Annotated in this window: 10 protein-coding genes; 5 read left to right on the top strand and 5 right to left on the bottom strand. The window is 57.6% G+C overall.

Features of this window, described 5'->3' with window-relative positions:
* Positions 1 to 624: 624 nt before the first annotated feature.
* The 3 genes from N2599_RS18475 to N2599_RS18465 all read left to right on the top strand — a co-directional run bounded on the left by N2599_RS18475 (position 625) and on the right by N2599_RS18465 (position 4,369).
* Positions 625 to 2,373, top strand: coding sequence for an AAA family ATPase (locus tag N2599_RS18475; protein WP_245209276.1), 1,749 nt, complete (start codon positions 625 to 627; stop codon positions 2,371 to 2,373).
* Complete coding sequence (locus tag N2599_RS18470) at positions 2,366 to 3,859, top strand: ATP-dependent helicase (protein WP_027512004.1); 1,494 nt, start codon at positions 2,366 to 2,368, stop codon at positions 3,857 to 3,859. Before N2599_RS18475 ends, N2599_RS18470 begins: the two co-directional genes overlap by 8 nt.
* 189 nt (positions 3,860 to 4,048) lie before the next feature.
* The gene (locus N2599_RS18465; protein WP_245209277.1) at positions 4,049 to 4,369 is read left to right on the top strand and encodes a ubiquitination-like system serine protease family protein; all 321 of its coding nucleotides are present in this window, start codon (positions 4,049 to 4,051) and stop codon (positions 4,367 to 4,369) included.
* A gap of 255 nt (positions 4,370 to 4,624) precedes the next feature.
* On the opposite strand, the gene N2599_RS18460 is transcribed toward N2599_RS18465, so the two are convergent.
* The gene (locus tag N2599_RS18460) at positions 4,625 to 5,950 is read right to left on the bottom strand and encodes a hypothetical protein (protein ID WP_027512006.1); all 1,326 of its coding nucleotides are present in this window, start codon (positions 5,948 to 5,950) and stop codon (positions 4,625 to 4,627) included.
* Positions 5,937 to 7,166 (bottom strand): hypothetical protein, encoded by a 1,230-nt coding sequence (locus tag N2599_RS18455; RefSeq protein ID WP_027512007.1) that lies wholly within the window; start codon positions 7,164 to 7,166, stop codon positions 5,937 to 5,939. The genes N2599_RS18460 and N2599_RS18455 overlap by 14 nt, the downstream gene beginning before the upstream one ends.
* Positions 7,167 to 7,588: 422 nt before the next feature.
* Here N2599_RS18455 and N2599_RS18450 point away from each other — a divergent pair, with 422 nt between their 5' ends.
* Positions 7,589 to 8,059 (top strand): very short patch repair endonuclease, encoded by a 471-nt coding sequence (locus N2599_RS18450; protein WP_084606572.1) that lies wholly within the window; start codon positions 7,589 to 7,591, stop codon positions 8,057 to 8,059.
* Positions 8,060 to 8,128: 69 nt separating this feature from the next.
* Positions 8,129 to 9,616, top strand: coding sequence for a DNA cytosine methyltransferase (locus tag N2599_RS18445; RefSeq protein ID WP_027512008.1), 1,488 nt, complete (start codon positions 8,129 to 8,131; stop codon positions 9,614 to 9,616).
* On the opposite strand, the gene N2599_RS18440 is transcribed toward N2599_RS18445, so the two are convergent.
* From N2599_RS18440 to N2599_RS18430, 3 genes are all read right to left on the bottom strand, one after another.
* Complete coding sequence (locus N2599_RS18440) at positions 9,613 to 10,599, bottom strand: PD-(D/E)XK motif protein (RefSeq protein WP_027512009.1); 987 nt, start codon at positions 10,597 to 10,599, stop codon at positions 9,613 to 9,615. The genes N2599_RS18445 and N2599_RS18440 overlap by 4 nt on opposite strands.
* Positions 10,592 to 12,718 carry a Z1 domain-containing protein gene (locus N2599_RS18435; RefSeq protein WP_245209278.1) on the bottom strand — a complete coding sequence of 709 codons (2,127 nt, stop codon included), beginning with the start codon at positions 12,716 to 12,718 and terminating at the stop codon, positions 10,592 to 10,594. The genes N2599_RS18440 and N2599_RS18435 overlap by 8 nt, the downstream gene beginning before the upstream one ends.
* A gap of 224 nt (positions 12,719 to 12,942) precedes the next feature.
* Complete coding sequence (locus N2599_RS18430; RefSeq protein ID WP_027512011.1) at positions 12,943 to 14,967, bottom strand: ATP-binding protein; 2,025 nt, start codon at positions 14,965 to 14,967, stop codon at positions 12,943 to 12,945.
* Between the last annotated feature and the right edge of the window lie 571 nt (positions 14,968 to 15,538).

Below are 15,538 nucleotides of genomic sequence, written 5' to 3'. Positions count from 1 at the left end.
ACAGGCGGGCTCGGGTTTGGACGCCGAGCCCTTCGCTATCGATCTGCCCCAGGAACCGTGACGACCGAGGGCTTTTCGGGATTCGGCTGGGTCTGGACACCCGCTATTCCCTTGACCTTCACGATGCCAGCATTATGCGTTCGGCCGCCAGAAAAGTCGAATGCGTAGTTTCGGAAACAGCGCTTGAATTAACATGAAATCTGGCAAGCTCCGGTACCGAGTTCGCGTATACATACCATCATCGAATATTCAGTAGGTTTATATTCGCGATAGCTACAGCGCAAGCATTTGAAAATGAACGGAGATTTTATCGATTGGCAGGTATCACGGTTTCGGATTATTGGTGTTTAGAGGTTTACCGGTATCGTGGTATGTGGGGATCCCCAAGGGGGCCTGTGTCCCTAGGACCATCTACCATTGAAATGGCGAGCGTCCGAGCGCCCGCAATCATTTGCATAGGCCATTGGCGTCTACTGTAACGTCCAGCAAGATCTGGGTAACACACCGCGATCGGCATGGTAATTAGAAGCTTGGTCAGGTGAAAAAGAGATTCGGTTGATGGATGTGAAAGTGCAGACGGCTGCGAATACTTCGGATGGCGCTGGCGGCGCGACGATCCTTCGGTTGAAGATCGACCGATTTCGAGCTTTTCAGACGTTTGACTGGTTTCCGAAAACGGGTCTGAACGTTGTCCTCGGCGGCGGCGACGCTGGCAAGACCACCATTCTCGAAGCGATCGCACTCTTGCTCAATCCGAGCAATTCCTCATTGGTATCCGACAACGACTATTGGCAGCGGCAGCGCAGGGATGGCTTCTTCATCGGCGCGGTCATCAGTCTGCCGCCTGACAGCAGCATCGCCACGCAATCACGCCCGGCGTTTCCATGGGAATGGGACGGCAGGAAGGCCTGCGCGCCGCAGGAGTCTGAGGAAGGCGAGCCCATGCGCCCGGTCGGCCCGCCTGTCTACAAGGTTTCGGTCAGTGGATCTGACGAGCTGGACCTGACCTATGCGATCCACAATCCGAACGACACCACCGACATCTTCTCACCGACCCTGCGCCGGGAGATCGGGCTGGTCCGGCTGGGAGGCGACGATCGGAATGACCGCGACCTCCGCCTGGTCCAGGGCTCTGCCCTGGACCGGCTTCTCAGCGACAAGGCCCTTCGTTCGCGTTTGACCTCGACGTTCTCCGACGTCGACGTCAAAGCCGAGTTGCAGAGTGAAGGCCAGGAGGCAATCAAACAGTTGAACGCGACCTTCGGCGAGCGTGCCCTGCCGCATGACCTCGGCCTCGGGCTCAGCGCCGGACAGGGGCAGTCCATCAGCGCGTTGATCGGCCTCACCGCGGCTATTGAGGATAGCCGCCTACCACTATCGAGCTGGGGATCGGGGACTCGGCGACTGGCGTCGTTGGCCGTGGCTCAGGCCTGCCGGTCGGGCTGCCCGATCACGCTCGTGGATGAAGCCGAACGTGGGCTCGAACCCTACCGCCAGCGCAAACTGGTCACGGAACTCGCCGAGGGACCCTCCCAGGTTGTGATGACCACGCATGGTGCGCCTGCCTTGGCCGCCGCCAAGCCGGCGACGATCTGGTATCTCAGCCAGGGCCACGTCATCGCCGAACTCTCCAGCCCGCGGGTGCTCCAACTCCAGCAGCGGGATCCGGAAGCCTTCCTGTCGCGCCTAACTCTGGTGGGAGAAGGCCCGACCGAAGTCGGTTTCATCCAGGAAGTGCTCGGGCGGGAAATTCCAACCGACCTGCTCGACCTTGGCATTCGGCTTTGCGATGGCCAGGGCAACACCTTCACGCTCGATTTGCTGGAGGAGTTCAATAAGGCCAAACTGGCCTTGGCCGCCTTTGTCGATTGTGAGGGCGACAATACCAAGCGCTGGGCCGATCTCAAGACCGCGATGGGCGACCTTCTATTCCAATGGCCGACGGGCTGCACGGAAGCCAATGTCATTGCTCATATCGGCGACGACAAGTTGGAAGCTCTGCTCGTTGATCCAGAGGAGATCCACACCCAACCCCGCCTAGCCAGCCTGGTGGAACGACTGAAGATCCTCGAGCCCACTGCTCAGTTCACCAAGCATGACTTTGCCACAATCAAGGCCGTGGCCGACGACCGCTTACGGACGCTTATCGTCGCCGCAGCGAGCGGCGATCCACGCGGCGCCCCAGAGAACGAGGCGAAGACCTGGAAGAAGCACGGTAAGCGCTGGTTCAAGAGCCTCGAAGGGGGTCGCGAGTTGGCCGACAAGGCCTACGCTCTAGGCGCGATGGCCGAGGTGAAGCCCCAACTACAACCCTTGATCGACGCGCTCACCGCCCTGGCGGCAACGACACCGAAGGCGACCGACGGTGGCTGACGTGGCTGTGGCCGCAGCCCTTCGTTCAGGGGCAAGGCTGGTGGTGATTGAAGCGCCCGGTGGCTGCGGGAAGACCTTTCAGGGGGCGGCTTTCGCCGCCGACATCTGCCCGACGCTCGGTCCAGGGCGGCTCTTGATCCTGACCCACACGCACGCCGCCTGCGACGTCTTCGGCAATCGAACCCGGGGCCTAACCGGATTGGAAATCCGAACTATCGACAGCCTGATTGGCCAGATCGCCGAAGCCTACCCCGAGCCGGGGGTCATACTGGGTGCTCTGCCAGACTATGACCGCAATAGCCGGTGGGCGGCGGGCCTTCTGAAACGGCGTCCCTTCATCGCCGACATGCTGGCCCGCCGCTATCCAATGGTGATCTGCGACGAACACCAGGATGCGAGCCCTGAACAGCATGCGGTGATCGAGGCACTGCACGGCGCAGGGGCGAGGGTCCGCGCATTCTTCGATCCCATGCAGCGCATCTATGGTGCAGGGGCAAACGCAGTGCAGAGCCAAGCTGACGATGATCGGCTGGCCGCCTTTCAGTCCGTAGCCGACATATCGGAATCGCTCGATGTGCCGCATCGGTGGCGCGGCGGCGGGGAAGACCTAGGAGACTGGATTCTCGAGAATCGAACCCGTCTGGCTGGCGGCGGCAAGCTCCGTCTGACCGGGGTGCTCCCGCGCGGCCTGAACGTCGTTTTCGCCGAGAATTCCGCGCAACGGAACCTTGGCTTTAGACTCGACACTCGCGACCGTCGCCCTCTTGATCCCGATCTCAAGGGCATCCAATCCTTGCTGATACTATCTCACTATAACGAGACGGTGCGGGCTATCCGTGCCTATCTCAGCCGCTCAATGCCGATCTGGGAGGGCCATACGCGTTCGGCCTTGCCGCCGCTGGCGGAACGATTGGCGGGATGCGCCGATGATGCCGCAGCGGCGGCCCACGCTGCGGTCGCCTTCGTGCAGGAGGTCTGCACCGGCTTTTCCGACAGCCAGTTCGCGACACGCTTTCGCGCCGAGGTGGCTGGCGGTTGCGCCACGCCCGCACGAGGCAAGCCAGCCCAGATTCAGGCCTTGGCGCGCCTGATCGTCGACCAGCCCAATCATACAGGCGTCGGCGCTTTCCTCCGCGGCCTATATGGCGCGATCAAAGATCAAGCCGGGTTCGCCGGAATTCACATCGATTATCCTCGGGAGTTCTGGGAGGCGGTTCGCCTCGGCGCTGCGCCTGATCCCCAAACCGGCCTTGTGGAACAGGCGCATCGCAACGCGCATACATGCCGACTGCCGCCAGCACGCGCGATCAGCACAATCCACAAGGCAAAGGGCTTAGAAGCGCCAAACGTCTTGATCATGCCGTGCGACGGCACAACGTTCCGCGAACGGGACCGTCGCCTGCTTTACGTCGCGGTTAGCCGCGCGAGCCGCAGCCTCACGCTGGTGGTGTCGCGGTCGAATCCGAGTCCGATCATAGAAATTTAAAAGCGGGGAGGGATGAGTATCGGGGTACGGTACGTTTGCCGGTCGAAAACGAGATCTTCGATACCGTGACCTTTGAAATCGACCGGCGGGAGAGGTGTAGGTGAGATTTCGCTATGGAGCCGTCGAGCGTATGCCCAAGCCTTCGATGCCGGGCATCGTCTATCACAGCGAGGAGTTCGAGATTGGGCCTTGCTGTGCGCGTGTGGGTGCGGTCATCGCGTCTCGCTGCTGGTTCCCGACAGCCACCAGGTCACCGAACAAGTCGGTATGGCAACCGTGCGCCCCTCAATCGCCGTCTGCGATGCGCCCTGCAAATCGCATTACTTCATTACGGCTGGCGAGGTCGAATGGCTGCGCGCCTTCGATCCAGCCACATCAAAAGCAGTGATGCACAAGCAGATCGAACGTCACGCACAGCGCGACCCCACGCGTCTGCCCTTTCTGCAGCGTGTGCTGGCTGCACTGGGCCGTGCCTGGACTTGGCTCGCTTCCTTCGGGCCGCCGCGGTAGCCCTCGTGCAAAGCAGGACGATCCCAGCCTGCTTGGTGCGCTCCTGGCAGTTGACGGCAGACGGACGGAACTCAAGAAGGTAGTCATCCAGCCTAATCGAATGCGACGCATCGCAGGTCATCGGTTACGCCTCCTGCTGACTGCTCGTGAACGTTTAAAGCTCCCAAACGCGCTGTGAACAATCGGTTCTGATGCGAGGGTATCGGGTGGCGTTCAGGCTGTAGCGGGGAATGCAACATTTCCCCTTTGCCTTCTTCAATAGAGCCTCAGCGCCGGTCTCGCGTACAACAAAGGATTCGGAGCCGGTACCGACGGAAGACCGAACGCCAATCGTTGCATGGTTGGCAAACACAGATCGACCAGGGTCATCAAGACCGTGGCGACGTTCAACTCTCGATTCGAGAGATGGAACTCCGTTTCTTTATTGTGAACGATTGAGCATCGAATTTGGTACAGCAACTTTGGGAGGAGGTCGCAAGCTTCGTTGAGATTGCCAAGGTTGAGTCGCTGGCCGTTCGGCTTCACAGTCAGCTTTTCCATGAAATCGTGAAAGTCGCCGGCCACAAAGGCTGGGTCATGGAACAACGCGTCGAAGCGATCGCGGACATAATCGCGAAACGTTTGAATGCCAATCTGCTTCTGCCAGGATTCGGAGATTAGTTGGCTCAGATGGGCCATCTCCTTCTTCTCAACAGCAATCTCCATCTGCTTAAAATTTCGAATGCCAAACAGCGTGGATCCATTGTTGCGCCCAACAACCTTAGCGATTTGTGCGCGGATCATGTAATTTTCGAGCACATGGTAGCAACTGAGTAGCGTGTCGAGAACCGTCGTCCGGCTGTTGATCTCTCCCAATATCTCAAACGGCTCGCTAAACTGGTTGTATTCCTCGGCGGTTCGGAGTGTCTCCGCGATCCCTTGAAGCGCTAGTGTAGAGGGAGCAAACACTGGGTTCGTCAGAAGGTGCCCCGCGAGAAGGACGTGGTACTTGCAGTAATACAGGCGGCGCTGCTCGTCTTGCACCGAGGATACAATCCACCTCTTGCCTGTAAGATCAACTGTTTCGAGTCCCGCTTGGATGGCGACACATGCTGCCATTGTGTGTGGAAAATTCGCCGAGTTAGGTGCGATTTCAAGGCCACTACTGAAATCCAAGAGAGCGACCGACTCATTGAAGTTTGTTGGGTGCTCGTAAACAAACAGCTTCAATCTATCGCCACTCTTGCTGAACGCCTCAAGAGCTGCCTCGCGAATAAACAAAGTACCCAGTTCGGCGGGCACTTCCTCAGCCAGCTCGTCGGGATCAAGCTGGTTAGCGAGATTAAGGAACGCGACGACGTTCGTGGCCTTTGGGAAAACGTCCTTCAGTGGCGTCGCTATAGGTAGCCGCGCGAAGAGCGAAACAATCTCGGATATGAAGGTGCGGCCCGTGTCCCCGAAAATCTCGGCGGCCATAGCGGAGAGTTCATCAGCCCGAAGGATGATGTCTGTGATATTATCGAGTTCGTCCTGAGGAAGAATCGTTTCGTCGGCCGTCAGGGCCTGCGTGATGATTTCAAGAATCTTCTCACGAAGCGTCATGGAGCTCATCCTTGACGTTCACGTTGCGCCAGTTGATCGGATCAGAAATCTTGCCTCTCAGGAATGCCGAAGTGGCATTGAAGACAGCTCGCTTGTTCACGTTGCCGATGTTCACCTTCGAGAGGTCAAGCGTATTCCGCCACTCTTCGAAACCTTCGAGGTTCAAGATCTCGGCGTACTGCTCGATGCGGGCGTTGAAATTCGATAGAGCTTCGATTTTTGTTCCAGGGTGGTTCTTTGCCATCGCGCCGATCGCGCCGAAGATTCCAACCAGCACCACTTCGCGACCAAGCCATCGAATCCCCGACTGGCTGCGCAGCGCGCCATCAAGGAGCCTCAGTGTCTTAGCGAACGCCGAAAGCAAACGGTCGTCGATATCGAGCAGTGACTCGTCGGAGCCGTTGTCACCGTTAAACGATTGAGACGCTGAGAATTCGGCGTTTGTTGTTACAGTTTCGCCTTCGGTGAGCGAAACGAAAGCGGAAATGAGATGCGCGAAGTGAAATTCTCCGGGTCTTCTGCCCTTGCTGTAGGTGGTGGAAGCCTTGTCCTTCTCACGAACCATCGTGCTCGGCGCCAGTTCCTTGGCAAGAACTTCGAAATTACTCCAGAAGATCAGCTCGATTTGGTGCTTGATGTTCACCGACTTATGCCCGGCGTTTAGTACAAGCATTTTCTGTATCTGCTGCGCTTCCGACAAGCCGAACCAAATCTCAAGCCAGATTGTGTTGCCCTCGAAGAGTTCCACTGCCTCGATGCCTTCACGCTTCGCCTCCAACACCTTTTGAAATATTTGAGGGCTGAGATCGATTTCGCGCAATTTCAGCGCGATTTGGCGCGTCAATCGCGCGACGGAAACGCTAGGCTGGTCATCGAACTCATCGTTGATATAGGTCAGCGTGTCCCAGATTTCCTTGAGACGATGGCTCCGTTGAAGTCCGTCAAGAACCTTGAAGTCCGAACCGAGATTGAAGACCGAGCCTACGTCGTGCGCAGGGGGCGCCGGCCCAGCGACTAGCACGATTGGAGGGATGTGTCTTTTCTTCGAAAGCGTGTCCCAAAGGTTGTCGAGGAAGCGGTTCGTTACAATCCCTCTTTGAATATAAAATTCGCGAAAATTAGCTGGCAAATTTTCGACGTATTGAGCGAGCGATGTCTTACAGAGGAAACATACGGCCTCACCCTCGGAAATCCTGTCGAGTAATTGCAGTTCCACGGGTCTACATCCTTGCCATACAACGCCACTTTGGCGACTAACACTGAGTTATCCTGAAAAGGTTGATCGTTGGTTTCCAGATCACCTTTTGGTTGATTCAGCCATCTTCACCACCAGGCTGAGCTTCACCGAATGGGCCGGCGTAGTCGGCGATGCCAGGATGACGAACACGCTGCTCGACCGCTCACCTATGATTCCAAATCCTAAAGACCGGAAACGATAGCTTCTGGTTCAAGAACAACACAGCGCACGAGCCCAAAACCCCGAAGGAGAAAAATAGGAACTTGACCGCGCACCCGCAGGCCCGAAAAATACCCAATAGGCGGATCAGTTCTTAGTGACATAGTGACCGGAAAAGCCGGGAAAGTTCAGTACCAAAGATCAAGCTTGTCTCTCAAGTATTTTCAGTTAACGGTCATCCGATGTCCCCACAAGCCCCATCGCAAAAATCGCAAATACCTAAACCGCCGGATTTTGCGGATGTGCCGGAATCCCGCCGCCGGAACATGTCCGCCATTCGATCGCGGGACACCAAACCCGAACACATCGTGCGCCAATTACTATTCCAGCTCGGCTATAGGTTCCGGCTTCATCGCAAGGACCTACCCGGGCACCCGGATATCGTTTTTCCCGGCCGTCGAAAGATAATTTTTGTGCATGGGTGCTTTTGGCATCGCCATGGCTGCCGGAATTCAATACTGCCCCGCACCCGGAGGGAATGGTGGGAAGCCAAGCTGGATCGTAACGTGGAAAGAGATTTAGCAGCCCTGGCAAGGCTCAAAGAATTGGGATGGTCGCCATTGGTTGTGTGGGAATGCGAAGTTGGGGACAGGGAAGCTTTGGCTGAGGTGTTGCACAAGCATTTGGGCCCGCCGGGCTCCCATAAGGCCTAGATGTGCTACTGACTTATGAATGGCTCGCCGAGTCGCACAGTGCACGAAGCAAGAGGACAACACGACAAGATGAACAAGGCCGCAGCCGGCATCGAGGCTTCTCCCCTTCTCTATAAACTGGACAGACTTCGTCGGGGCGAGCCAGCACGCGTTCTCGATCTATTTGCAGGCGCTGGTGGCATCAGTCTTGGATTTCATCGAGCGAGCTTCGAGATAAGGGGGGCCGTTGAGATCGATCCCCTGGCGGCTCTCACCCACGCGAAAAACTTTCACGGGCATTTAGAAGCAGACAAGTTTAGGGCGCACGCTCTGCCTCGGGATATGAGAATGGACCCGGCAGCACTGGCAGAAGAACTTGAGCTGGGTGACGTTGAACGCGCTATCGACGTACTTGTCGGCGGCCCTCCCTGCCAAGCATATGCCAGAGTCGGTCGCGCCAAGCTGCGTGAAGTAGCAGATCATCCCGAGGCGTTCCGCGTTGACCCGCGAGGCAACCTTTATCTACGCTATCTGGCTTACGTGCGAGCATTCTGCCCCCTCGCCGTTTTGATTGAGAACGTCCCCGACATCCTTCACTACGGCCATCACAATGTGGCAGAAGAGATTGTTGAGGCGCTCGGCGACCTCGGCTACACCGCACGATATTCGTTAATTAACTCAGCGTTTCACGGCGTGCCGCAGATGCGAGACCGCGTCTACCTGATCGCCTACAGGCACGAGCTGGGATTAGGTATACGCTTCCCCAAGGCAACCAATCATCTCAAGCTCCCAACAGGTTACGCCGGCACACGCGCGGTGGCTCTGCGCTACGTGGATCGCGAGGGAGCGTCAGGTTACGCTCCTCCAGACCTTGGTCATGATGGAATGGCTGCCCCGGTCTCTGCCGAGCAGGCGATCGGAGACCTAGCCCCTATCGGTGGTCGTTCGGTAACCCGTGGCACCCGGCGTTTTGACAAGATCTCCGCCTACCGCAACGACAGGCAACCCTCACCCTATGCGATCAAGATGCGGAATTGGGCCGGTTTCACGTCGGACGAAGGCGTCTGGGACCATGTAATTCGGTACCTACCACGAGACCATCTCACCTTCGCAGAAATGCGCCCTGGCGCAGAGTATCCCGAGGCTCATGCAACGGCAGCAAAGATCGTTGACCGACTGGCGTCAGAACGTGGCGTAGAGCAGGGAACGCAAGCGTACAACGAGCTATGGAATAGCATTGTCCCCCCTTATGACGTGTCAAAGTTCCCCAATCGCTGGTGGAAGCTCAGACCAGAGTTCCCGGTCCGCACATTAATGGCTCATATTGGCAAGGATACCTACTCACATATCCACTACGATGCTGCGCAGGCGCGGACGATTTCAGTTCGCGAAGCGGCTCGTCTCCAGTCATTCCCGGATGGCTTCGCCTTCAGCGGGACCATGAACCCGGCTTTCCGCCAGATCGGCAACGCTGTGCCACCCATGATGTCATTTGCGCTGGCTGAGGTGATCCATGAAGATCTCAGGACGGCGGCCAACACACGAACAGAAACGCAGCGACTGCAACGGCGGGGCTAACCGAGCCCCTGCGACGCCCGTACCATCTCGATTACCTCATCCACACCCAATGTCGGGAGATTGGCAAGGCTGACCGTATAGCGCACCGCCAGGACGCCAGAGGGCGGTCGGAAGTCTTCGTTTAGACGCGGAAACTCATCATCAACGTCATAAAGTGCGGCCTCCCGAAGATGAAAGCGGAGGAGCTCCCCAGATCTCCTCATTTCGTCCGACCAGTTGAGACGCGAGAGTTTGAGCAGGAAGTCGTCGATCGCGGCGGAGTCATCCCTGATTAAATCGATGACCTCATCAATCATGGACGCAAGGGTGAGCGTCCCGCCGACAGACGCCTCAAGTTGCACTGACGCCAGCACAAGACGACGACCGTCCGGCACCCACAATTGATCCAGGCGAGAAATGTCGTGCTCATGCCGGCTGGCGCGGGTGGTTTTCACCTCAAGATGAAGGTTCCCTGACACAAAGTCGTGGCGCTCACTCTCCGGCCCGCTCCAGATCAACACGGCGCGCGACCCGAGCGCATCGACCATAATTCTGGCAAGGACAAGCAGCTCTCCAACTAGGCCGACCTGGGTTGTCTGACTCATATACTGGCGTGTTGGACGCCAAGCCGACTGCCATTGCCTGATGATAGAAGCGACGGCAGTCCATGGTTCACGATTGTGAACAAGTACTGCCTCTACGACCTCCCTACATACGGGAGTGAAGACACGCTCATGAGGGGCTGTCGCTACCAGACCAAGGAACTGTCCCTCACTGGTGATACGATACCGAACCATCAGGCCATTCAAGTCCGGGAACTCCTGGAACGATGGTCCCTCGGAGACTGGGACGAGCAGATGGAGATCGCCTTCAGCGTCCATGCCCATGAGGATAGCCGTCTCATCGTCACGGTAGTAAAGGCCACGAGTTACCAGTCCATCATCCGAAATCGGACGTCCGGACCTCAGCTCCGCCCAGGCCTCCGGATTTGGCTCCTCAGCCATCCGCTACCCCCCGATTGACGATACTGGTGCTTGCTCCGTCAGACGTTCGAGGCAAGCTTAGGGCCACAGCTATCACAGCGTCTATTCCACCGACGCCCAGCGGGCCTGGATCAAGCGGATACAGGATAAGTAACCCCTCGGTCGGAGGGCGAGCAGCGCGCATGGATTCCGCGTCGTAATTGCCATTTCGTCGGCGGTAGGCATCGGGGCCACCCGGCAAGTCGACTCCCTCATGCCGTGGGTCAATCAAAATCCCGATGCTCTCGGAACTTGTACGAGATCTAGTAACTACCCCGGTTGGTAGCCCGCCAATCTTTGTATCAGCACCTTCCCGGGACCCGGCGACAAATACTGACCAATTCACCAACTCCCCTGCCCCGGCCCGCTCGCCGATCCAGTCCGCCAATTCTTCTCCGCGGAAGGCAATCACTTCATCATGGGTGCGATACAGGCGCAGGTAATCGCAGATAATTTCAGGAGGGACATCCTGAAGCAGCCAACCGCCAGCAATTTGCCGCCCGCCTCCAATATTGCTTATAAGACGCTCGGTCAGCAGGCGGTTATCGATCAAGCGATCAGAGTTACCAAGCGGTAGCATGACTGTCTGTGGGTGCTCGCCGGACCAGGAGTCTTGGACTTCCGTTGAGAGTCCCGATTTGTTGCGGGCGGTCAGCAACAGACCGCTATGTGCGCGTAGGCGTATTGCCATTTCATCCGGTCGGCGGCCAGCACGCGCCAGAGAGCGAAGAGAGTCTCTCAATGATTGTTCGACGAGCGCGAGCTCCGTAAACCACTGAGCGATGCCGTCTGTAGTCCAGACGCGAACCAAATCTTCGTAGCCTGTTCGGAACCCGTACCAGCGGGCCATTTGCAGCAAAGTGTCCACCATGTTGGTGGTCCGCAGAAAGTACGAAACTGTCAGCCCTTCAAGTGTGAGACCACGAGACAGTCTATTACCGCCAACAGCAACGAGATGCCGTCCGGGATGGAGGTCGTACTCAAGATTTTCCCCGGCGACACTGTTGAGTTCGAGGATCTCCAGTCCGCCCATCACCCGACAGGCGCGCGCGATTATCTCTGACTCATCGGCCGGAAGCTCAACGCCTGCGAGGTGGCTCCTGATAATTCCGCGAAAGAGACCGTCCAGGCTCTGCCCCTGCTGAAGCGCACCCTGCCAGATGTCGCGCTGATCCCTCAACGCGCTTGCGATACGAGCCTGATCAGCGGTCCGCGAGCTGACATGCACCAGCATTGTGTGCGGTTGATCTACAAGGCCGGGGCGGAGTTCCCGGACGGCACCGGCCAGGCAAAACGTGAGAAAGGCATCCGAAAGCGAGGTCGGGATCAAGTTTTCGGCAGGGCCAACAACGAGACCCGCGCTCCGGCGCCTGCCGGTGGTGCGCAAACGTTGAACGTCGTCTTCCGGCACCGGCCTTAACACGTCTCGCCCCTGTGCCGCGACGCCAAAGAGCTCTTCGGTACCTGTGTATCCATCCGGTCTCGGTAGCTGGAGAGCGAAGTCGCGCGGGAATAGGTCTTCTCCCGCCTCACTATCAAGCGCTTGAGGATTTATGAATATGTTGGCAAACGGGGTCGCCGTGTACGCGACGTAGCTGACCCGGGGCAAAATCGTCAAAATAGTCCGGATCAACCTGTTAGTCGGCGAAGGAGCAGAAGCCCTGTCGCTCCCGTCCTCCTCATCACTAATTGCCGGGTCACGGTTGCCCCGCGTGTTGATTGATGCTTGATCCGCCTCGTCGTCAATTATGAGCGCCGGAAGATCCCCCACGAGTGCGCCTGCCGCCTGGAGGAACTCGATTAGCTTGGCAAGGATGTGTGTGTTCTTCTTTATAACCGCCAGGAAGGCTCCGCCCCGCTGGAGAATAGCGGCATCGATAGGCGCAAAATCCGCGTCGCGACCGGTCAACAACGTCCAACCCGGTGCTTCAAAGCTTCCTTCGGACAGCCCGACCAGTTCGCGCTCAAGGCGCACCTGGGTCTGATTGCGCAGGGAATCGTGGATCCCGGATAGCACGATGATAAGGCGATACCCCGCGTCTGCAGCCCGCGCCGCCACAGCGGTGTAGTTTGCGGTCTTCCCGCTCTGCACGTATCCCACAACAAGGCCACGCCCACTGAAGAATCCATTAGAAAGTGGATCCCGCAGATGCCGAAGGACACGGAAGGATTCTGCGTCAAGCGACGCAACCTGATCCGGTTTCCAGCGTCCGTTGCTCAGCAGTAGATTCTCCAGCCGGCTCCATGTTGGCCAAGGGGCACCTAAGAGTCGGTCCACCCAGCTCGGCGCTGATGGAGGTGTCACGAGTATACGGAGGTGAGGCATCAGCGCTCGCTTGAATCTAGCAGGAGTGCCTGTACCCCCTTCTCGTCGAGCACCGCCAGGAACGCCACCAGCTCCCCCGTCGCATCGGGGTCATTGGCAAGACGCTTTGCAAGTGCCGCGAGCTCTGGCATACGATTGCTTACCTGCAAATCGCGTCCACCAGTCAAATTCTGGGCCACTTTCCAGGCGAAACGCTCCGTTGTCACGGGCCTGTAGTTGACGACCGGCGCCGGCGGTACCGCCGGCTGAGGAGGTGATGTGGGCGGCGCGGAGATGGTCCCGCTATGAGTTACCAGAGGCATTCCACTCACCGGCAGCCTCTGCGCCGGCGCAATAGTTGGAATAGCAGATGCACCCACAGGCCTTACCGGCTGAGGCGATGCTGGCTTCTTGTATTTCGCCTTGCTCGCATTACGGGCTGGGTTGGCCAGTTTCTTGATTTCTTCCTGAACGAATGCCGGAAGGCTCACTGAACGCTTGGTAATGTTAATGTCGAACTTAGTGTCAAGCTTTGTGCCGAACGAAACGATCACCCGGGCAAGCTTGGTCTTTTCGTCAGACGTTGACCACATCTGGTGCCAGCCCCCCCACTTGATCAAGCGGTCATTCCTATAAATGAAAAGACCCTGCGACTCATTGCGCTTGCCAAAAAGCCCTACGCGCCCCAGCACGTCATTTACGACCTGAGGCCCCTCAGCTTTGTGGTGCTGCTTTATCTGGTCCTCCGAAGGAAGAACAAACGGCTGCACCGTAATGGTTTCGTCACCCGAGTTCGTGGGCATTCGAATCGGCTTTAGCTCGTAAGGCTCCACCAGTGGGTGCCCAACAGGGTTATTCGGTCGAACTTCCACATCGTTAATCCTGATCGTCACCTTTTTCCGGTTCTTTGCATCCCCCTCAAGGAACCGATGAAAAACCAGTCCGAGATGCCGTTCAAGCTCCATCACCTCGGCTGAATATGGGGACACCCCTGGCACGACCGGAGCCGCGGCGGGCGGCGTCATTTCCTTCCAAAGAATGACCGTACCCTTTTCTCCAAGGTTGGTGGCATTGCGCTCCCATTGTTCCAGAGGCGCGTCGCTCGGCTCCCAATCCCCAAGGTTGTCGATATCCCAGGAGAGATGGCTGAGGGAACCGCCACGCGGACGAGTAACCACTGTAAAGACGCGCGCTTGCGACCAGGACGCGCCCTTGAGGCCAAAGCCGAACTTCCCGAGGCTATTGGACTCATATTCCACATCGCTCCCCAGCGTCATTGCCTCATCGAGTTCTGGCCCTGACATACCATCACCGTTATCCTTGATGGTTAGCCAACGCCCGTTCTCGCCGTCCGGAGGGTCGAAAGTAATGTCAATCTCCGTTGCGTCAGCACTGATTGAATTGTCGACGAGATCTGCGACTGCGCTCGGAAGACTATGCCCTGTCTTTCCAATGATCTCTGCCAAGCGCTTAGGGCGCGGCGGCAACCGCTTCCGACCCGTAACAGTTCCACCGTCGTTCATGATTTCTACCGTTTCCCTGTCTCGCCCGAACATCTCAGGTCTGGCGCTATTGAGTAGGCCCTGCACACGCGCGCCTTCTTCCCCATGCAGTGCGATCATCCCGGCCCGCGTTAGCTCGGCGGTAGCGCCATCAGACAAAACGCCGGCCGTCACCTCATCATCCGCGGGGAACACAGCCCAAGCACCTGTAGCCGGCTTGGCACCGGCGTCGACCTCCATGGCGAACAGGCATCCCGGCTCAACAAAATCGTAAACCTTGTCTCTTGGGCAATTGCCCTCGAACCGCCAGTTTTTTGCTTGGCGTGTAAGCCACTGCTGCTTTACAGCGATACCGTCATCCGTGTCATACCGAAGTTTCAGCGGTATGCGGTCGGTATCCAGTGCTGTCGGAAAAACCCGGTCTACAACCGCGCCATCGAAATTGATTGCACGCTGCTTCGACCCTTCTTTGCCCTGACGCCGGTACTCATGGAACATCCCGAGTTCACTATGGGTCAAGACTCGCAAAATCAGAAACTTCATGATGTATAATTTTGATCAGAGAGCGAGATGCACCCCTTCATTCGCCGATCCTTAGCAACAACCCAGACTTTCACGTCAACATGCCGTTTAGCCGAAAAAAACTCAAGCCCTGAGGCATCGGTAAATACTGAGATCTTCCCACCGTACTCAATCTCCGAATCAAAATTCGGACCTGGAGCACCCGGATCGTGCTGGTCGCACATTGTTGCGGTAGTAATGCTGATATTAACGTGCGTTGCCGCAACCCGGACGGCGCGGACTCTCGTTTCGATACTTACGCCCCCGTCACACCTTGCCCTGATCCCTGTCGAGGAGTTTCCCGCTTAGCATGGTCCCGCCTCGTGGAACGCGAACCGCCAGCGCGGCTCATCAGACACGGTGGCACGATCGCTGCGGATTCCATCCACGATCTCGTCGTAGTGGTTCACCCGCTTGCAGCGACGCGCCTTCAACCGTGCCTCCCGGACAATGCGTTCAATATGGCGCCGGGATAGCAGCTATTGTCTTCTCCGTGAGTGGTGGTCAGAAGACCGCAACTCGAAGAGAGGGCCGGATTATTGCCATCGGGCAT

It is taken from the genome of Rhizobium sullae (assembly GCF_025200715.1).
Classification (GTDB): Bacteria; Pseudomonadota; Alphaproteobacteria; order Rhizobiales; family Rhizobiaceae; genus Rhizobium; species Rhizobium sullae.
The sequence above is the reverse complement of the archived record's forward strand: the minus strand, read 5'-3'. Positions and strand labels throughout refer to the sequence as shown.